The organism is Pedobacter sp. AK013, from assembly GCF_014205835.1.
GTDB lineage: Bacteria > Bacteroidota > Bacteroidia > Sphingobacteriales > Sphingobacteriaceae > Pedobacter.
The window spans coordinates 108,094-126,723 of the sequence record NZ_JACHCQ010000018.1 but is presented as its reverse complement, the minus strand read 5'-3'; the positions used below and the strand labels follow the sequence as shown (position 1 = coordinate 126,723).

Below are 18,630 nucleotides of genomic sequence, written 5' to 3'. Positions count from 1 at the left end.
ATTTTAAAACATAAACAACCTTAATTAGCCAATAAGCCTTATTTATCTTCAATAATCAATTTTAACCGGACAACAGTGAATTTATTTCAGCATCTATCTTGTTTTAAGACCCTGAAATAAATTCAGGGTGACGACCGATATAATGAATGGCTAGAAATTAATCCATTTTCCATCTTACATTTTTACCCCGATATTGCATTAATAATATCGTACTGGGTAATAATCTCAATCTTGCCGGTTTCATCTTCTACCAGCACTGCCGAATTTTCTTTGTTAATTAACGACGAAATTTTATCAATCGAAGTATTGAGATCAACAAACGGGAAAGTGGCTGTCATAATTTCTGAAATCGGTGCCGATTTTAATCCCGGATTTTCAAGCAGGGCCGATAAAATATCACTCTCGGCAACTTTACCAACAATCATTCCCTGTTGGGTAACCGGAATTTGGGAGATATTCATCGATTTAATGGTATTGATCGCTTCTAATACTGTTTTCTGTGCATCAAGTGTTACAATTTCAGTACTTTCTTTTTTGGCCAGGATAGATTTAGCGGTTAGTTTTTCATCTTGTAAAAATCCGCGCTCTCGCAACCAGTCTTCGTTATACATTTTACCCATATACCGACTGCCGTGATCGTGGAAAATCACAACGACCACATCTTCGGGTTTTAATTTATCTTTTAACTGAATTAAGCCACCAATTGCAGCACCAGCAGAGTTACCCACAAAAATACCCTCTTTACGCGCAATATCGCGCGTCATTAATGCAGCATCTTTATCTGTAACTTTTTCAAATAGATCAATTACATCAAAATTAACATTTGCGGGAAGGAAATCTTCGCCAATACCTTCTGTGATGTATGGATAAATCTCATCCTTATCAAATATACCTGTCTCTTTATATTTCTTGAAAACCGAACCATAGGTATCGATTCCCCATACTTTAATATCCGGATTTTTTTCTTTCAAATATTTCCCGGTTCCTGAAATGGTTCCACCCGTACCTACACCAACTACCAAATGTGTAATTTTACCTTCTGTTTGCGCCCATATCTCAGGACCAGTTTGCTCATAATGTGCTTGTGAGTTGGCTAAATTATCATACTGATTCGGTTTCCATGAATTAGGAACCTCGCGTTCTAAACGCGAAGAAACAGAATAATATGAACGGGGATCTTCAGGTTCAACGTTTGTAGGGCAAACGATTACTTCGGCACCAAATGCACGTAAAGCATCTACCTTTTCTTTCGATTGTTTATCAGTTGTGGTAAAAATACATTTGTAACCTTTAATAATGGCCGCCATAGCCAAGCCCATACCTGTGTTCCCAGATGTTCCTTCTATAATTGTTCCGCCTGGTTTTAGCTTACCGCTTTTCTCGGCATCTTCAATCATTTTAACCGCCATACGGTCTTTAATTGAATTACCCGGATTCGTAGTCTCTATTTTCGCCAGAATTGTTCCCGGAACTCCTTTTGTTATCGTATTTAATTTAACCAATGGCGTATTGCCAATGGTTTCTAAAATATTATTGTACCACATATCGCAAAATTAAGCAAAGGCATTAACTATTTTATAAACTATATTTTATTTGAAACATAATTTCGAAAATTAAAATTTAAAAGAATTTAATTGCATAATCTATAATTATGATAGGCATTATAGATTGATTATTGGGTAAAATGCAATTTCAATTTGCTTAGAGGAGTTTATATATTTTCCCTGGCAAAGAAACAATAATGCCCTGCATCTCTAATGTAAGGATTACAATTGCCAATTTACTTTGCTGCATATTTAATTGAGTGCAAAGCTCATCAATGGAAAGTTGACCATTTTGTAAGGCATCAACAACCCGTTGCTCGTTAGGAGTAAGCATTAACTGCAGTGTAGTTTGTTGCGTATTATGCTTAACCTTTATTTCATCATCCCAGCCCAAATAATAAATCAAGTCGTTAGCATTAGTGATTAATCCAGCTCTATTGGTCTTGATCAGGAAATTACATCCTTCTGAAAAAACGTCATTTGTTCTACCTGGAAAGGCATATACATCTTTATTGTAAGAATTAGCAATTTCTGCAGTAATTAAGGCGCCACCTTTTATTGATGCTTCAACTACAACAGTGGCATCTGCAATACCTGCAATAATCCGGTTTCTTTGTGGAAAATTAGGCCGATCGGGGTTGGTCAAGATTGGAAACTCGGTAAGCAGGCCTCCATTCAAAACCATTTTCTGAGCAACCGCTTTATGAATTTTTGGATACATCCGATCTAATCCATGGCCAAGCACTCCAACTGTGGGAATATTATTTGTTAAACATTCTTTATGAGCAGTTACATCGATGCCATAAGCCAGGCCACTAACGATCAAAACATTATACGGCGCTAAAACTTCGCATAATTCCTTACAGAGATTTTTCCCATAGCTTGTTGCATTACGGGTGCCAACAATGCTGATGATGCGCTGCTGGTTAAAATCAGCAGTGCCTTTGGAATAAAGCAAAATTGGGGAGTCGAAACAGTTTTTTAAACGTTTGGGGAACTTACCGTCGGAGAAGAACAATACTTCGATATCGTGTTTTTCAACAAAATCGAGTTCCTGCTGCGCCCTCGTTAACGCATCGGTGCCACGGATGGCTTCAACAGTTTTTTCTCCAATGCCCGGAATCTGTAACAATTGTTTTTTAGATGCCGAAAATATATTTTCAGCACTTCCACAATAGGCAAGAAGATTTTTGGCCGTTACAGGGCCAATAGATTTAATAAAAGTTAAGGCAATTTTATGTAGCGTGCTCATATTTTTAAGGTTAAATAAATGCGGGATGATTTATTTCCTTATAGCAAGCTTAAAAATCGATATCGATTAAACTTTTTAACGGAATATGAATATTGTTTTTTAGCTGTATATATTTCTCTGTTACTGCCCAAACGGTGGTATCAACACGTTTTGCGCCGATGGTTGTATTAAAGGTGATAACTGCTTTTGATTTAAATTCGTTCCCCAACCGCTGAGCTTCATTAAGTTTTGTTTTTAATTCTTCGGAGTGATCTTCTTTTGCATTGATGATATTTAAATAACTGATGTGTTCCTTTTCTACAATTTCTATTGGCATGATGTCTCTTTAACGATTAATGTTAAACAAGCTTATCGATTTTTTAGAAAAAATGCAACACCTTTTTGCACATTTACTGTAATAATTATATAAAAAAAGGCCGGTTTTGAACTACAAAGCCGACCTTTTCTGTATTAAGATAGTTAACTACTTAAATTTCAGTTTCCTGGTTTCAATCATACCTTTAAACTCATGGTCCAATTTACCAGAAAGATCTTCAACCTGGGTTTTAGATAGTGGTGAAGTACTGCTAATGGCATTATCCTTAATTACAGAAGAGAAACCTCCATTCGCCGAATAGTATAAGGCCTGTGCCAATAGTTTTTCTGTCGGATCTCCAAAATCTTTGGTTACATCATCAAAAATATCTTTATCAACTGCCATCCCATCAAAATAACCACCTTGATTTAATTGATTTTTGGTTTCAAATTGTGGAATGTATAAATCATTTTTATCAATACGGATAGAGAAAAAACCAACTGGCTTGCCATAAGTTTTCTTACCGATGAGTTTAACATCTATTACAGGCTTTAAATTATTAATTAATAACTCACTTGCTGATGCAGTACTGCTAGTTACAATAAAATAGACCCTGGCTAGGTTATTCAATGGTCCCCGTTTAGCAAAAACTTCCTGATTTCCGGCTGCAACCGTAGGCTTATAAGAATAATCAAAATAAGAATACATCCGTGTTACACCATCGTTACCTTTAGCATAAAACTTCTGGTTTTGAAGAATAGTGGCTTGATTATCCTGCATAGTCTGCGTCCAGTAAGTGGTATACATTACTTTTCCGTTTTGCGAAGGAGGGGCAATTAAATTTGTAAAAGCCTCTGATGTGGCTACCGAACCACCACCGTTATATCTTAAATCAACAACCAACTCGCTAACGCCATCTGTTGCAAACTGAGCAAATGCAGCATCCAATAACGTAGCAGAATTAGTAGTAAAGCTATTGAATACAATATAACCCACCTTTTTTGCGCCAATAGTATAAGTTTTGGTAAAAAGTATCGGGTTGATACTATAACTCGCTTTGGTTATCGTTACATCCTGACTGGTCCCATCTGGTTTTAAAACCGTTAATGTAACTGTTGGGTTTGTACCAAAAATAGCATTTACTATATAATCTATCCTTGCATCAGTTGTATTGATATCCGTACTACCATTAATTTTTGTAATCTGATAGCCTCTTTTCAAACCTTGAACACCAGCGGGAGACCCAGCATATACATATTTGATTCTTAAATCACTCGGGCCAGCAAAAAATACCGAGAAACCAAAATCTCCACCTACGCCACCTAATTCGCCAGCTACAGTTCCATCATCGATAAACGAATATTTATCTTTCCCTCCTGTACTTGGTAATGCCTTTAAAGCAGCTAAAACCGCATTATTTGAACTGTATTGTCTTGGATTAAAGGCAGAATAGCTTGGCATCCCTACATTCCAATAATAAGTTTGCTGCGCATACAGGTAAATCGAATCTTTAGTCAATTCATCCCTGGTTCCGGAAGTGCCTTGTGGCACAGCATTGCTATCCGGCTCAGTTTTCGATTTTTTACAAGATATTGTAAATCCAACCACAATAAGCAAAGCGTATAAAAATGCGTTTTGCGAAATAAATTTTCTAAACATATTTATTTGTAAATTTCTAGTGACACAATATACGGCAAATTAATTAATTTAGATTGTTGTTCATCAAAATTATTTGCACCAACAACTAACGCTCGATTAGGCGATAAATTATTGCTATTTAGTATGTTCTGAAAAATTTCTGCTTTAGACTGGCCAAGTTCTTCAGTAAAGTAAACAGTAAGGTATTGTTCTAGCCCATTCCACTCCGTTTGCTTAATTTTATTGAGTTGTTGTTCCGGATTACCGGCCGTTACAATAAAAATCTGCTTCCGGTTTACAACAAGCTCCTGCATAAACTCGAGCATATTTTTAAAAAGCAAAAGCTTAAGCGGCAAACGGGCATTTAAGTGCAAGAGATCAAAATTGTATTTATATTTTTCATCAATCCCAAATTGCTTTGCTGTTTTTGCGAAAAGCCCGTCCGTTCCGTTATTTTCATATTCAGCCTGCATGAAGCTGATGATGGGCTGTGCATTTTTTTGTTCTGTATATTCTATAAACTGTGCAAACAGGTAATAAACCTGCAACAGATAGTCCTTTTCAGGAAAAAGTACATTGTCTAACTCAAAAATAACAAGTTGTTTATCCTGAACGTATTGATAGGCATCCATATTAAATTGTAAAAAGTTTTAGTTCATTGGCATTGTTAAAGCCGAATACCCCATTAAACGATGATGAAAGTTTCTGGGGTACAGTATTTTCCCCGCTCGAATAAATACAGTCGCCATGGATATATACTGCAAAATTTTGAAAAGATTGCTTTTCCCGGGGTAAATAATCTGCAATTACATCAGCATTAGGCAAAAGCACCTGGATTCCATACTCTCCAAAAAGCACTGCAGACTTAGCCAATGGCTCAACTTCATAATCGTGTAAAGGGATGATACAATCTATCCCTTCTGTAATGCAAAAGTTGAGCAAAAGGTGAGCTATGCTATCTTTGTTTAACAAGCCTAAGGAGGAAAAAGCATATTTTTCTGTAATGATGCCGGGCACATCGCCATAATCGGCCAGTAGTACAAAATGACTTGGGAATGCTTTCATCAGCTTTAAGGCTTTCGCATTATTTCCGCCGGTAATGAGTATTTTCAAAATTTAATTATTGAATGAATAAAATAAAATTAGTGAATAAGAGGATTTTGGATGAGAGAATGGTTGGATGCTCGTGCGTTCTTCCTAAAATCATACAATCCTTAAATCCTGGCTTTTATACAATTAAACCATCTTTCATACTTACTACACGATCGCTGGTTTTTGCAAGGTGTTCATTGTGCGTAACAATTACAAACGTTTGATGGAAATTATCGCGCAAACTTACAAACAACTGGTGCAATCCGGCTGCATTTTCAGAGTCCAAATTCCCAGAAGGCTCATCAGCCAATATAATGGAAGGATTATTGATCAGCGCTCTTGCAATGGCCACGCGTTGCTGCTCACCGCCAGACAGCTGATTGGGCTTATGCTGGGCTCTATCTTTAAGTCCGAACAGATCTAAAAGTTCAAACGCCCTATTTTCAGCCTGTTTTTTATTGGTTTTGGCTATAAATGCCGGGATGCAAATATTTTCAATTGCACTAAACTCTGGCAACAAATGATGAAACTGAAATACAAAACCTATATTCTGGTTTCGGAAAGTACTTAGCAAATCGCCGTTCAATTTATTTATAATAGTACCTTTTAATTCAACAGATCCCTCATCAGGTTTATCTAATGTCCCTAAAATATGTAACAAAGTACTTTTACCTGCACCAGATGGGCCAATAATACTTACAATCTCCCCTTTTTGCACTTCAAAATTTACGCCTTTTAAAATTTGCAGATTTCCGTACGATTTTCTTATTCCAGTGGCTTTTAGCATGGTTCAAATTTAATAAAAAAGGTTAAAGCGTAAAGACCAAAGCACAAAGACTAAAAGCATAGCAAAAATTAGAAAACAAATTCTAGAAGATTGGATCTTTAAAATCTATGTAATCTATTAATCGTATCATCATCCCGGAGGAAAAAAACAAAAAAAGATTTGCAGATATCAATTTTCTATTTAACTTTGAAAAACAAAGCACTTTTAAAATGAACACTCAGGAAGAACAATTAAATGCCTTAAAAGATATCAGACATATGATGGATAGGTCATCGAGATTTATTTCTTTGAGTGGTTTATCTGGTGTTTTTGCAGGTGTTATTGCTTTAATTGGGGCTTACTTTGCCAATGATGAAATTAACAAATTTATCAATAAACGAGGCTACGGTTATGGTGTAGATGGAGAAATGGATCTGGAATTTAACTTGATAAAACTTGGTATTTTTGTTCTGGTGATTGCTTTAGCTGGCGGCGTTTTATTTACCTATAGAAAAAGTCAGAAAAACAATCTTCCCATCTGGGATAAAACCTCTAAATCGCTTTTAATTAACTTATTTGTCCCACTGTTTGCCGGTGGATTATTTATCATCGCTTTATTAATCAACCATCCAAATACTTATAGCATTATTGCGCCAAGCTGCCTGATTTTTTATGGTTTAGCACTTATTAATGCCAGTAAATATACTTACAGTGATATTCGCTACCTGGGGTTTTGTGAGGTAATACTTGGGCTAATATGCATGTTTTACGTAGGTTATGGCTTAATTTTTTGGGCTTTCGGCTTTGGTATACTGCACATTGTTTATGGTCTTTTAATGTATTTTAAATATGAGAGAGGTCAGTAAGGATGAAAAACCCGATAGCAGATTTAAATAAAATATTCGATAGCCGGATCAGGTTGGGCGTTATGTCTATCCTGGTGGTAAACGATGAAATTGGTTTTAACGACCTGAAACAAATGCTCGAATTAACAGATGGAAACCTGGCTTCACATCTGAATACCTTAGAACAGGCTGAATTTATTAAGGTGTACAAAGGTTTTATCGGCAGGAAAACCAGTACTACTTACGCTATTACTACGTTGGGAAAACAAGCCTTTAAAGCACATTTAGATGCACTTGAAAAAATGATTAAGAAGCTATAAGCTATTTTTTTAACTAATTACTTTGAAATTCAAAGCACTTTTAAAAATGAAAAACACAGAACCTAAAACCATCAGAGTTGGTCAAAAAACAGCGGTATATTCCTTCGCTTTTGGAACAACGATTTTATTAATCTTTCTGTTAAGTAAATACACTCCTTTGGTAGCAGTTGGATTATACTATGTGTTGGCTGCTTCCGTAATCAACGTTCTAATTTTACTTACATTACTTATCCAGTTTTTGTATTATAAGGAACACAGGAAGAAGATTCTTGTCACTATAACCATCATGCTGCTTAACATCCCAATAAGCCTCCTATATTTTTTCATCGTAATCAATTAAAAATATAAACCATTATCATATCATTATGAAAAATAAATCCAACCTCTTATCGCTATCTGTTTTACTGGGTGGCCTCCTGTTTACTTTTCTCTTTTGGCAAGAAAGATTGGCACTCAATCTGCTTATTTACAGCATCTACTTACTCACTATCACCTTTATTAACCCAGATGTACTTAAAAGTACCAAACTAAAAATTTATGGCTTAGCACATCTTTTAGCGGCGGTGCTGGCAGTGGTTAATAACTCAGATTTATCAGTCGCCACCTATTATATCAGTTTACTATTGTTTATCGGTTTTAGTCACAACCAGCAAATCAGAACAATTTTTACCGCTTTTCTTGCCAGTATTTTACAAATGATCACCATGCCTTTTAACGCTATAAAACACCTAAGCCAAATCAGTATTGGCAATGTGAGCCTTAAGCCCATTTTTACTTTGATTAAATATATTTTCATACCTATCATCATCGTAACCATATTTTCATGCCTGTATGCAGCTGCAAGTAATGTTTTTGCACATTACGCCGAGACAATCTTAACCAATATTGGGAGTTTTTTAGATCGCATACTCCACTTCTTTTTTAAAGACTTAAGTTTTGAGCGCATCATGCATTTTTGCTTTGGGTTGGCTTTAACAGGCGGTTTACTGCTTGCATTTTTTGATAAAAGCCTTGAAAAGGCAGAACTGAAATGTAAAGAACAATTGGTACGGATTAGAAGAAGCGTAGATCAGAAAACAATATGGTACAATATCGTACAAACATTTACCGGCAACCTATTAACCCGGAAGATGGCCTTAAAAACCGAGTATATTGTAGGCGTAATTTCGTTTGTAGCCCTTAACCTGTTATTATTTTTATTAAATGCCATTGATATTACCACACTTTGGTTCGGCTATAAACCTTCGGGCAATTTTTCCGGAGAACTGCACCAGGGCACAAATTCGTTAATCTTTAGCATTGTAATGGCTATGGCCGTAATCCTCTATTTTTTTAGAGGGAACTTAAACTTTTACCATAACAGTAAAACGCTAAGGTTATTGGCCTATACCTGGATGGTTCAAAATTTTATCCTGATCATCTCTGTATTTATCCGCGATGGTTATTACATCGAATTTCATGGCTTAACCCATAAAAGAATTGGTGTTCTGGTCTTCGCTATGCTTTGCATAATCGGTTTGGCAACAGTTTATTTTAAAGTGGCTAAACAGAAAACCATATTCTATCTTTTTAAGGTGAATGGAAATATTTGGTTTGCCTTACTCTTGACTTTCACCCTCATCAATTGGGATGTTTTAATTGTGAGATATAATTTTGCCCACAATAAATCTATTGCTCTTGATGCTGACTACCTGCTTTCTTTATCAGAAAAAACACTTCCCATATTAGATAAAAACCGCAATACATTGCTAATGGGTCCTTGTTTCATTCCTAAAGGAGAAGTAATTATAAGTCCCATTAATGATCAGATTTCAACCCGTCTTGATAACAGGATCAGCTACTTTAAAGCACGTTACGAAAAATCAGGTTGGTTATCATGGAATTTACAAGATTGGAATACGGCAGAATATTTTGGTTTAACCAACAATAAAAAACCAGCTATAAAATGAACAAAAATATTTAAAAATCCTGCACAATTAACCGCTCGCCTTTGCTAACTTTTGTTGGATTTAGTTTTTCCCGGTGCGCTGCACCGGGAAGCAAAGGTTTACTACAGCTAAAAAATTAAACGTTATATCAATATAAAATCATGAAAATTCAAGAAACATTAAATTCAGGTAAATTAAGAATCATCATTGTTTTAAGCACAATAGTTTCAATATTGGCTATTCCTTTAATAGCCATGCAGTTTACTAATGAAGTGGATTGGAAATTATCCGATTTTGCAATCGCTGGCACATTATTGTTAAGCACAGGTTTGGCCATTGAACTGGTGATCAGAAATTTAAAAACAGGCACCCTAAGAACAATAATACTCGTTGTTATTTTATTGGCCTTATTCCTTGTCTGGGCAGAATTAGCTGTTGGTATATTCGGAACACCTTTTGCAGGAAGTTAATGAACACTATTAACCTTTTTTGTTCCTGCAGATTTAAGATGATTAGCACAGCGGAAATATATCTTTTGCATCTTCCAGGAACCAACCGCTTTTAAGCCTGATTGTAGCGGTAAGCCCGGAGCGTAGCGAGGACTTATAGCGGAAAGCAGGGCCACTAGCCGCCACGGAGAACCGACCCCTCACTTTCAAATAAAACATATCTGCGAAATCAGCGGGGCACCATAAAGCAGCACACATTACAGGCATTAATTTCCCGATTAACACAAAACGTTCATTTTCTGAAAAAATCGGCAATTGCTATTTGTTTAAAGGGTTTGAAATTGTAGCTTTGGGCAAATTTTGTAGCAAATGAACCCGATACGATTAAAAATATTATTATTATCGTAAAAGGCTCCATCTGACAGATAAAGACAAAAATATAAACAGATGAATATTCACGAATACCAGGGTAAACAAATATTAAAAAGTTTCGGTGTTAACGTTCAAGAAGGAATAGTTGCCGATACTCCTGAGCAAGCTGTTGAGGCTGCTAAGCAACTGAAAACTGATTATAATTCTGACTGGGTTGTAATTAAAGCGCAAATCCACGCTGGTGGTCGCGGTAAAGGTGGTGGTGTTAAATTAGCCAAAAACCTTGAAGAAGTTAAACAACGCGCTACCGATATTATCGGCATGCAACTGGTAACTCCTCAAACCGGACCAGAAGGTAAAAAAGTGAATAAGATTTTAGTAGCTCAAGATGTTTATTATCCAGGCGCTTCTGAAACTAAAGAATTCTACATCTCTGTATTGTTAGATCGTGCAAAAGGTCGCAATATCATCATGTACAGTACCGAAGGCGGTATGGATATCGAAGAAGTTGCTGAGCATACGCCACACTTAATTTTTAAAGAAGAAATTGATCCTAAAGTTGGCTTACAAGGCTTCCAGGCACGTAAAATTGCTTTCAACTTAGGTGTTAGCGGTAACGCTTTCAAAGAAATGGTAAAATTCGTTACTGCTTTATACAAAGCTTACGAAGCAACCGATTCTTCCATGTTCGAAATTAACCCGGTATTAAAAACTTCTGATGATAAAGTAATTGCGGTAGATGCCAAAGTAAATCTGGATGAGAACGGTCTATTCCGTCACCCTGATTATGCAGCAATGCGCGATGTTACAGAAGAAGATCCAATGGAAGTTGAAGCAAGTGCTTCTAACTTAAACTTCGTTAACCTTGATGGTAACGTAGGTTGTATGGTTAACGGTGCTGGTTTAGCAATGGCTACCATGGATATCATTAAATTGGCTGGTGGCGAGCCTGCTAACTTCCTAGATGTAGGTGGAACTGCTAATGCACAAACCGTGAAAGCGGCTTTCAGTATCATTTTGAAAGATCCTAACGTTAAAGCAATCCTAATTAACATTTTTGGTGGTATTGTACGTTGCGACCGTGTTGCTCAGGGTGTTATCGATGCTTATAAAGAAATCGGTAATATTCCGGTGCCAATTATCTGCCGTTTACAGGGTACAAATGCCGAAGAAGCTAAAAAATTAATTGATGAGTCTGGCCTTCAGGTTTACTCAGCAATTGCTTTAAAAGAAGCAGCTGATTTAGTGACCAAAGTTTTGGCTGAAAAAGCGTAAGAAGCTTAAAGCAGAAAGACTAAAGCTTAAAGCAATATCATATTTAAAACCTTTCAGTGCAAACTGGAAGGTTTTTTTATTCCCCTCTTCCAGAGGGGTATCCGCAGGACAGGGTGTCCTTTAAACGGTTTTACCAGAAAATCCGTAGGTTAAGTCTAATAGCAATTGGCTTAAGTGTGCTAAGGTGCCTTAGGTGGTCAATATTTTTTTTTGAAAATGAAGGGTCCTGTTTTTATGGCAGAGGCAGTCCTGCTATCTCTTCAAGTCCTCTCCCGATGAAAAATCGGGATGCGGGCTTTCCGTTCTATCAGGTTTATTTAACCAGACTTTGTGGTTCTTGGGTCCGATCAGACCCCGCAGGTTTAATTAATTTGCGTATGTGCTGTTTGGGGTTATAAAGGTTCAATACCGATGAAGAATCGGTACCGTAACAAAGTGGAGCCCTGAGCCCGACCTTTTCCGGATTCCATGGGATTGGGTAACACCAATATAACCAGACCATTTTCTGTTAGCAATAACGATTAAAAACCTGATAGATATATTATCCTCCTCGGAACTCCAATATATCACCAGGTTGACAATCCAAAGCCCTACAAATCGCTTCTAAAGTTTCCATACGAACCGCCTTTGCCTTACCTGTTTTAAGTATAGATAGATTAGACATCGTAATCCCTACCCGCTCGCTCAATTCTGTAAGCGACATTTTACGCCTGGCAAGCATGACATCTAAATTTACAATTATGGGCATAAGCTTATATCGTTAAATCGTTTTCTTGCTGTAAATCTCTTGCTTTATTCAACATAAAAGTAAAATAACCAATAAGCAATATCCAAATATTAAACCCTAAATTGGGCTCTATTGAATATATACCTGTATAGTTACCCTCCGTTAGGCTTTCAATAGCCAGATTACTTAAAAGAGGCTTTAAGTAGATTAAAAGAAAAGGGTATATCAAAATAAAAAAGCCAATAGTCCTTAGCTTTGTTATACTTTTCGAAGAAAAAATAGCAGCTTCATCAACATCTTTAAACAGGATGATAGCCAATATTACAAAAATCAAAAAATAAGCTAAATCAGGAGTTGTGGTTCTTTCACTATCGGCCAACATTAAAAGAAAGATTTCTTTTTTATTTTTGGGCTTCCATTGTAATCCTCCAACATCTTGCTTAACAAATGTATTACCGTCGCTCAATTTTACCAAGTTAGCCTTATCATACACATAAGGCACTGGCTTTACATTCATATGCCCTACAAATTTGGCAGTAAAAAACCTGGGTATTGTTAAAAGAGAATACAAAATAATAAAAGCTAATGCGATCCAACATTTTACTTTTATACCGAAGTAAGTAGTATTGTTCATAAATTATATCGTTAAATCGTTTTCTTGCTGAATTTCTATTCCTCTGTTCACAACCTGTACAATTATAAAAAGCACTACAGCCATAAAGAACCACACATCAGCCCCATCCATGTTTAACTTTTTAAGATCAGCAACCATAACCCCATGTTTTGTAAGCCAAATCGTATATTTATAGCCTAAATGTGCAAAAAAACCTATCCCAAGAGCTAAAAAAACCTGTATCAAAATAAAATGCTTCAATTCTAAACTGAAAGGCTGAGAAATACGGAGCTTTTTATCGACAAACAATTTCACAATTAGATAGAACATGATTGCTTTTAACACAGCAACGATAATCATCACGAGTGTGATGACCAGAAAATATCCCTGATCAAATTTGTAAACACTTGACAAATAATCTGCTCCATCCCAAAAGTTCTTCACGCCCTGCGGATTTATAAATGAGGTAATAATTGTATTAACAAGTACCCCACCTGCTTCAACACATAGGCCGATAAAAATTACCCACGAAAGTATCTGTAATACTTTCAGAATCTGATTGGTTGTTATTTTAATTTCCATAATTACATACCAGTTTAAAATGTAATGCCTTCAATTTAATTTGCTGTTTAATAATGAAGCCGGTTTCTTGATTTAATTTTCGCACCTATGACCTGACAAAAATTACATACGCAAAACGACCCACAATAATGGCTTTTGATATTCACCTTAAATTATTGAAAATTTAAGAAACGTCATGTTTATTTAATTATTTACAATACAAACATAAATAATAAATTATTATAAATCAAAATATATTTATTGATTTACAATAAATAATATCCGAAAATCAATTATAACGGCAGTAATAACACATTTACTGTCATAATTTTATTTGGAATGATTTTTGCTCTAAGTAAAACTGTAAAAAACTTGTGCAAACATTAACATTTTCAGCATTTTATCCTTTCGGATTGCTATACAATTTCGTAACTTTGCACACTCAATAATTAAAGAGCACACAATTCGTATAAATGAGACAACTCAAGATAACGCAATCCATTACCAACCGTGAAAGTCAGTCATTAGATAAATACCTACACGAAATTGGCAAAGTAGATTTAATAACAGCAGAAGAGGAAGTAATTTTAGCAAGGAAGATTCGTGAGGGCGATCAGGCTGCATTAGAGCGATTGACTAAGACCAATTTGCGTTTCGTTGTATCTGTTGCAAAGCAGTATCAGAATCAAGGTTTAACTTTAGGAGATTTAATTAATGAAGGTAACCTGGGTTTAATTAAAGCGGCAAAACGTTTTGATGAGACTAAAGGTTTCAAATTCATCTCTTATGCTGTTTGGTGGATTCGTCAATCTATTTTGCAGGCAATTGCCGAGCAAAGCCGTATTGTACGTTTACCTTTAAACCAGGTAGGTTCGTTAAGCAAAATTAGTAAAGCTTTCTCTAAATTAGAGCAAGAATACGAACGCGAGCCTTCTCCGGAAGAACTTGCCGATATTCTGGAAACGACAGTGGATAAAATTTCAGATACTTTAAGTAACTCTGGCCGCCACGTATCAATGGATGCACCTTTCGTTCAAGGTGAAGAAAATACATTGTTAGATGTATTGGAAAACCACGAGCCAAATACAGATAGCTCATTGATTAATGAGTCTTTATCAGAAGAAATTAAACGTTCTTTATCTACTTTAACCGAAAGAGAAAGAGAAATTATCGTTTTATTCTTCGGCTTAGGCTCTAACCACCCCCTTTCTTTAGAAGAGATTGGTGAGAAATTTAATTTAACACGTGAGCGTGTTCGCCAGATTAAGGATAAAGCGTTACAACGTTTACGTCATACTTCAAGAAGTAAAATCTTAAAATCTTATTTAGGATAGAATTTTTGACCCTAACAGATATTAAAAGATCGGCAGATGCCGATCTTTTTTTGTTTATACCTTTATGCTAATTGCGGTTACGAAGATCCTGAAACAAGTTCAGGAAGACGATTACCCTAACTCTAACCGTCATGCTGAATTTATTTCAGCATCTTATCTTTCAACAACTCAAATAAAAAATCCTGAAACAAGTTCAGGAAGACGATTACCCTAACTCTAACCATTTCATGCTGAATTTATTTCAGCATCTTATCTTTCAACAACTGATATTAAAAAACCCTGAAATGACCACAGGATGATTTTGCCAACTTAAAACAACAAATGTTTTACCGTTAATCCATTATTGATTAGTTGCTTTAATGAATCGATACCAATACGCAAATGCGTTTCTACATATTTTTCGGTTACGCTGCTATCACTTTCGGCGGTTTTAACACCTTCTGGGATCATTGGTTGATCGGACACCAAAAGTAATGCGCCAGCTGGGATTTTATTCGCAAAGGCCGTGGTAAAAATCGTCGCCGTTTCCATATCTACCGCCATTGCACGTAATGTTTTCAAATATTTTTTAAACTCTTTATCGTGCTCCCAAACCCTGCGGTTAGTGGTATAACAGGTTCCGGTCCAATAATCTCTGCCATGATCGCGTATGGTTGTAGAAATCGCTTTCTGCAAGGCAAAAGCTGGTAATGCAGGTACTTCTGCTGGCAGATAATCATTTGATGTTCCTTCTCCCCTAATCGCCGCAATAGGCAAAATTAAATCGCCCAATTGGTTTTTCTTCTTCAAACCTCCACATTTACCTAAAAACAAGACTGCTTTAGGTTTAATGGCTGTTAATAAATCCATCATGGTTGCAGCCAAAGGGCTTCCCATACCGAAGTTGATAATTGTAATTCCATTGGCTGTAACACTTTGCATGGGCTTATCCAAACCCATAATCGGTGCATTATCGTTCCACTCCGAAAACATGGTTACATACTTACTGAAATTGGTTAACAGAATATAATCGCCAAACTGATCTAACGACCTCCCTGTATAACGTGGTAACCAGTTTTTAACAATTTCATCTTTCGATTTTAATCCTGATTTAACTGGGGTTTCTACCTCTTTTACTTTTTTCGATTTCTCTACTATTTCCTCGTCTTTTTTTACGTCTTTTTCTTCGTTCATATTCTTTTAGTTTTGAGCATAGCGTTTGGCGCTTAGCGTTAACAATACTGTATTACAAAAAATCCCTCCCGATTACGGGAAGGATTTGAATTTTTAAGCGGCCTGCAGCTTTTTAAAGTCGGCCTTTTCAAATTTTTCTATCGCATAATCAAGATTGATGTGCAATTCCTTGACCTCCGTCTGCGTTGGCGTATCAAACATCGCATCCAACATAATCGCTTCGCAGATTGATCTTAAACCACGGGCACCCAGTTTATATTCCATTGCTTTATCTACAATAAAGTCTAAAACATCTTCATCAAAAACAAGTTTTACGTCTTCATAAGCAAAAAGCTTCACATATTGCTTGATTAATGAATTTTTTGGCGCCGTCAAAATATTTCTTAACGATTCTTTATCCAATGGGTTTAAATGGGAAAGAACCGGTATACGGCCAATTAATTCCGGAATCAATCCAAAAGATTTTAAATCCTGAGGTGTAATATACTTATAAAGATTTTTAAGATCTAAAACTGTTTCATCTTTCTTTACTTTATAACCTACAGCCTGCGTGCGTAAACGATTGGCAATTTTACGTTCGATACCATCAAATGCTCCACCACAGATAAATAGAATATTATTCGTGTTTACCGGGATCATTTTCTGATCTGGGTGCTTACGTCCGCCCTGCGGTGGAACGTTTACCACCGTACCTTCTAAAATTTTCAATAAAGCCTGCTGAACACCTTCTCCTGATACATCACGCGTAATGGATGGGTTATCGCTTTTACGTGCTACCTTATCTACCTCATCAATATACACGATGCCACGTTCGGCTGCTGTTACATCATAATCGGCAGCCTGAAGCAATCGTGTTAAAATACTTTCAACATCTTCACCTACATAACCTGCCTCTGTTAAAACAGTTGCATCGCAGATACAGAACGGCACATGCAAAATTTTCGCAATGGTTTTAGCCAAAAGTGTTTTACCTGTACCAGTTTCGCCCACCAACATGATATTTGATTTTTCAATCTCAATCTCGTCTTTATCAACTTTTTGATTTAAACGTTTGTAGTGATTGTAAACGGCAACAGATAATACCTTTTTTGCATCATCCTGACCAATAACATACTGATCAAGATGTTGTTTAATTTCAAGAGGCTTTAATAAGTTTATCGCCTCTTGAATATTTTTTGTCCCTTTGGTCCCTAATTCTTGCGCAAGCAATTGATTGGCCTGGGTTACACATTTATCGCAGATAAATGCATCCATGCCTTCAATCAACATTAACGTTTCATGCTTGCCAGAATGGCAGAATGAACAACGGGATTCTTTATTTTGTTTCGCCATCTTTTTTTGCGTTTCTCGATAACACCTCATCAACCATACCAAATCCTTTTGCCTCGTCAGCTGTCATCCAGTAATCGCGATCTGAAGCTTTCTCTACCCAATCATATGTTTGGCCAGAGTGCTCTGAAATAATATCGTATAATTCTTTTTTCAATTTCAACATCTCTCTCAAATTGATCTCCATATCAGACGCCACACCTTGTGCACCGCCAGATGGTTGGTGAATCATTACTCTTGAGTGAGGCAATGCAGCACGTTTTCCTTTCGCACCTGCTACCAATAAAACTGCCCCCATCGATGCGGCCATACCGGTACAAATTGTAGCTACATCTGGCTGTATATATTGCATGGTATCGTAAATACCTAAACCTGCATAAACCGAGCCACCTGGCGAGTTAATATAGATCTGAATATCTCTATCAGCATCTGTTGATTGCAAAAACAACAACTGCGCCTGGATAATATTCGCATTCTGATCGTAAATCGCATCACCTAAAAAGATAATACGGTCCATCATTAATCTTGAAAAAACGTCCATTTGCGCTACATTTAACTGGCGTTCTTCAATGATATATGGTGTCATGCTCTTAGGGTTCAGATTAGCCTGAGCAATAAATTTATCTACATGTAAACCGCCAATTCCCTGATGTTTAACGGCAAATTTTCTGAATTCTTGTGAATCTATGTTCATGAGTTATGAGTTTGGCGTTTTGCGATAAGCGTGTTAACGCCTAACCAAATACGCAAGTTATTTTAATAAATATTTCCTGAAGTTGGTTAATTTCCGTGCCAATTTATCCAATTCTTCCAGATAATCATTCAGTTCTGTGTCAGAAATATATTTTCGCCGCTTTAAAACTACTAAAATATTTGCGTTCTCGAAGACAGATCGACGTGCAATATTCAGATAATGAGCGAATTCCTTGTTAGAATTGGAACCTGAACCCTCGGCAATATTATTGGATATGCTAAGAGCAGCCCCATTGAGCTGCTCTGCAAATCTGTATTTTTTATCAACTGACAATCGGTCAGCTATATCAAGTAATTTATCAGTTAATGTGATTGATAACTGCCAAACTTCGAGCGATTGAAATTTAAATTGAGCCATCACTAA

20 protein-coding genes are annotated in these 18,630 nt (G+C 36.4%); 6 read left to right on the top strand and 14 right to left on the bottom strand.

Annotated elements, in window-relative coordinates; genetic code table 11:
* Positions 1–182: 182 nt before the first annotated feature.
* The 7 genes from HDC90_RS13650 to HDC90_RS13620 form a co-directional block, all read right to left on the bottom strand.
* Entirely contained in the window at positions 183–1,544 is a 1,362-nt protein-coding gene (locus tag HDC90_RS13650; protein ID WP_184467227.1) for a pyridoxal-phosphate dependent enzyme, read from the bottom strand.
* Positions 1,545–1,701: 157 nt separating this feature from the next.
* Positions 1,702–2,796 (bottom strand): DNA-processing protein DprA, encoded by a 1,095-nt coding sequence (gene dprA / locus HDC90_RS13645; protein WP_184467225.1) that lies wholly within the window; start codon positions 2,794–2,796, stop codon positions 1,702–1,704.
* A 49-nt stretch (positions 2,797–2,845) separates the two neighbouring features.
* Complete coding sequence (locus HDC90_RS13640) at positions 2,846–3,112, bottom strand: hypothetical protein (RefSeq protein WP_113951378.1); 267 nt, start codon at positions 3,110–3,112, stop codon at positions 2,846–2,848.
* 147 nt (positions 3,113–3,259) lie between these two features.
* On the bottom strand, positions 3,260–4,750 hold the full coding sequence (locus HDC90_RS13635) for a S41 family peptidase (RefSeq protein ID WP_184467223.1): 1,491 nt from the start codon (positions 4,748–4,750) through the stop codon (positions 3,260–3,262).
* A gap of 2 nt (positions 4,751–4,752) precedes the next feature.
* Positions 4,753–5,361, bottom strand: coding sequence for an HAD family hydrolase (locus tag HDC90_RS13630; protein ID WP_184467221.1), 609 nt, complete (start codon positions 5,359–5,361; stop codon positions 4,753–4,755).
* A 1-nt stretch (position 5,362) separates the two neighbouring features.
* Positions 5,363–5,842, bottom strand: a complete 480-nt coding sequence (locus tag HDC90_RS13625) for a hypothetical protein (protein WP_184467219.1) — start codon at positions 5,840–5,842, stop codon at positions 5,363–5,365.
* A gap of 115 nt (positions 5,843–5,957) precedes the next feature.
* Entirely contained in the window at positions 5,958–6,608 is a 651-nt protein-coding gene (locus HDC90_RS13620) for an ABC transporter ATP-binding protein (RefSeq protein WP_167293615.1), read from the bottom strand.
* 209 nt (positions 6,609–6,817) lie between these two features.
* Here HDC90_RS13620 and HDC90_RS13615 point away from each other — a divergent pair, with 209 nt between their 5' ends.
* The 5 genes from HDC90_RS13615 to sucC all read left to right on the top strand — a co-directional run bounded on the left by HDC90_RS13615 (position 6,818) and on the right by sucC (position 11,776).
* Positions 6,818–7,453 (top strand): hypothetical protein, encoded by a 636-nt coding sequence (locus HDC90_RS13615; protein ID WP_184467217.1) that lies wholly within the window; start codon positions 6,818–6,820, stop codon positions 7,451–7,453.
* A 2-nt stretch (positions 7,454–7,455) separates the two neighbouring features.
* Positions 7,456–7,752 (top strand): transcriptional regulator, encoded by a 297-nt coding sequence (locus HDC90_RS13610; protein WP_184467215.1) that lies wholly within the window; start codon positions 7,456–7,458, stop codon positions 7,750–7,752.
* A gap of 365 nt (positions 7,753–8,117) precedes the next feature.
* Positions 8,118–9,701 carry a DUF4173 domain-containing protein gene (locus tag HDC90_RS13605; protein ID WP_184467213.1) on the top strand — a complete coding sequence of 528 codons (1,584 nt, stop codon included), beginning with the start codon at positions 8,118–8,120 and terminating at the stop codon, positions 9,699–9,701.
* Between the two features lie 140 nt (positions 9,702–9,841).
* Positions 9,842–10,150 (top strand): hypothetical protein, encoded by a 309-nt coding sequence (locus HDC90_RS13600; protein ID WP_184467211.1) that lies wholly within the window; start codon positions 9,842–9,844, stop codon positions 10,148–10,150.
* Between the two features lie 426 nt (positions 10,151–10,576).
* On the top strand, positions 10,577–11,776 hold the full coding sequence (sucC, locus tag HDC90_RS13595) for an ADP-forming succinate--CoA ligase subunit beta (protein ID WP_184467209.1): 1,200 nt from the start codon (positions 10,577–10,579) through the stop codon (positions 11,774–11,776).
* Positions 11,777–12,317: 541 nt separating this feature from the next.
* Here the strand turns inward: sucC and HDC90_RS13590 are convergent.
* From HDC90_RS13590 to HDC90_RS13580, 3 genes are read right to left on the bottom strand one after another with little or no spacing between them, the layout of a single operon-like run.
* Positions 12,318–12,524 (bottom strand): helix-turn-helix transcriptional regulator, encoded by a 207-nt coding sequence (locus HDC90_RS13590; RefSeq protein WP_184467207.1) that lies wholly within the window; start codon positions 12,522–12,524, stop codon positions 12,318–12,320.
* Positions 12,525–12,528: 4 nt separating this feature from the next.
* A complete protein-coding gene (locus tag HDC90_RS13585) occupies positions 12,529–13,137 on the bottom strand; it encodes a DUF2975 domain-containing protein (RefSeq protein WP_184467205.1) in 609 nt (202 codons plus the stop codon).
* Positions 13,138–13,140: 3 nt separating this feature from the next.
* Positions 13,141–13,698: a hypothetical protein gene (locus tag HDC90_RS13580; protein ID WP_184467203.1), complete on the bottom strand. Its 558-nt coding sequence runs from the start codon at positions 13,696–13,698 to the stop codon at positions 13,141–13,143.
* Positions 13,699–14,150: 452 nt separating this feature from the next.
* Here HDC90_RS13580 and HDC90_RS13575 point away from each other — a divergent pair, with 452 nt between their 5' ends.
* Positions 14,151–15,011 (top strand): RNA polymerase sigma factor RpoD/SigA, encoded by an 861-nt coding sequence (locus tag HDC90_RS13575; protein WP_010601359.1) that lies wholly within the window; start codon positions 14,151–14,153, stop codon positions 15,009–15,011.
* Positions 15,012–15,320: 309 nt separating this feature from the next.
* Here the strand turns inward: HDC90_RS13575 and HDC90_RS13570 are convergent, their stop codons facing one another.
* From HDC90_RS13570 to HDC90_RS13555, 4 genes are all read right to left on the bottom strand, one after another.
* Entirely contained in the window at positions 15,321–16,184 is an 864-nt protein-coding gene (locus tag HDC90_RS13570; protein ID WP_184467201.1) for an AMP nucleosidase, read from the bottom strand.
* A 93-nt stretch (positions 16,185–16,277) separates the two neighbouring features.
* The gene (gene clpX / locus HDC90_RS13565) at positions 16,278–17,546 is read right to left on the bottom strand and encodes an ATP-dependent Clp protease ATP-binding subunit ClpX (protein ID WP_370576629.1); all 1,269 of its coding nucleotides are present in this window, start codon (positions 17,544–17,546) and stop codon (positions 16,278–16,280) included.
* On the bottom strand, positions 17,500–18,207 hold the full coding sequence (gene clpP, locus HDC90_RS13560; RefSeq protein ID WP_057932889.1) for an ATP-dependent Clp endopeptidase proteolytic subunit ClpP: 708 nt from the start codon (positions 18,205–18,207) through the stop codon (positions 17,500–17,502). Before clpP ends, clpX begins: the two co-directional genes overlap by 47 nt.
* A 57-nt stretch (positions 18,208–18,264) precedes the next feature.
* Positions 18,265–18,624, bottom strand: coding sequence for a four helix bundle protein (locus tag HDC90_RS13555; protein ID WP_184467197.1), 360 nt, complete (start codon positions 18,622–18,624; stop codon positions 18,265–18,267).
* Between the last annotated feature and the right edge of the window lie 6 nt (positions 18,625–18,630).

What these genes read in the sequence shown, in the direction of transcription:
- HDC90_RS13650 (WP_184467227.1), bottom strand. Translation starts at nt 1,544, where the DNA reads ATGTGGTACAATAATATTTTAGAAACCATTGGCAATACGCCATTGGTT.
- sucC (WP_184467209.1), top strand. Translation starts at nt 10,577, where the DNA reads ATGAATATTCACGAATACCAGGGTAAACAAATATTAAAAAGTTTCGGT.
- HDC90_RS13635 (WP_184467223.1), bottom strand. Translation starts at nt 4,750, where the DNA reads ATGTTTAGAAAATTTATTTCGCAAAACGCATTTTTATACGCTTTGCTT.
- HDC90_RS13555 (WP_184467197.1), bottom strand. Translation starts at nt 18,624, where the DNA reads ATGGCTCAATTTAAATTTCAATCGCTCGAAGTTTGGCAGTTATCAATC.
- HDC90_RS13575 (WP_010601359.1), top strand. Translation starts at nt 14,151, where the DNA reads ATGAGACAACTCAAGATAACGCAATCCATTACCAACCGTGAAAGTCAG.
- clpX (WP_370576629.1), bottom strand. Translation starts at nt 17,546, where the DNA reads ATGAGGTGTTATCGAGAAACGCAAAAAAAGATGGCGAAACAAAATAAA.
- HDC90_RS13620 (WP_167293615.1), bottom strand. Translation starts at nt 6,608, where the DNA reads ATGCTAAAAGCCACTGGAATAAGAAAATCGTACGGAAATCTGCAAATT.
- dprA (WP_184467225.1), bottom strand. Translation starts at nt 2,796, where the DNA reads ATGAGCACGCTACATAAAATTGCCTTAACTTTTATTAAATCTATTGGC.
- HDC90_RS13585 (WP_184467205.1), bottom strand. Translation starts at nt 13,137, where the DNA reads ATGAACAATACTACTTACTTCGGTATAAAAGTAAAATGTTGGATCGCA.
- clpP (WP_057932889.1), bottom strand. Translation starts at nt 18,207, where the DNA reads ATGAACATAGATTCACAAGAATTCAGAAAATTTGCCGTTAAACATCAG.
- HDC90_RS13570 (WP_184467201.1), bottom strand. Translation starts at nt 16,184, where the DNA reads ATGAACGAAGAAAAAGACGTAAAAAAAGACGAGGAAATAGTAGAGAAA.
- HDC90_RS13640 (WP_113951378.1), bottom strand. Translation starts at nt 3,112, where the DNA reads ATGCCAATAGAAATTGTAGAAAAGGAACACATCAGTTATTTAAATATC.
- HDC90_RS13590 (WP_184467207.1), bottom strand. Translation starts at nt 12,524, where the DNA reads ATGCCCATAATTGTAAATTTAGATGTCATGCTTGCCAGGCGTAAAATG.
- HDC90_RS13580 (WP_184467203.1), bottom strand. Translation starts at nt 13,698, where the DNA reads ATGGAAATTAAAATAACAACCAATCAGATTCTGAAAGTATTACAGATA.
- HDC90_RS13600 (WP_184467211.1), top strand. Translation starts at nt 9,842, where the DNA reads ATGAAAATTCAAGAAACATTAAATTCAGGTAAATTAAGAATCATCATT.
- HDC90_RS13610 (WP_184467215.1), top strand. Translation starts at nt 7,456, where the DNA reads ATGAAAAACCCGATAGCAGATTTAAATAAAATATTCGATAGCCGGATC.
- HDC90_RS13630 (WP_184467221.1), bottom strand. Translation starts at nt 5,361, where the DNA reads ATGGATGCCTATCAATACGTTCAGGATAAACAACTTGTTATTTTTGAG.
- HDC90_RS13605 (WP_184467213.1), top strand. Translation starts at nt 8,118, where the DNA reads ATGAAAAATAAATCCAACCTCTTATCGCTATCTGTTTTACTGGGTGGC.
- HDC90_RS13615 (WP_184467217.1), top strand. Translation starts at nt 6,818, where the DNA reads ATGAACACTCAGGAAGAACAATTAAATGCCTTAAAAGATATCAGACAT.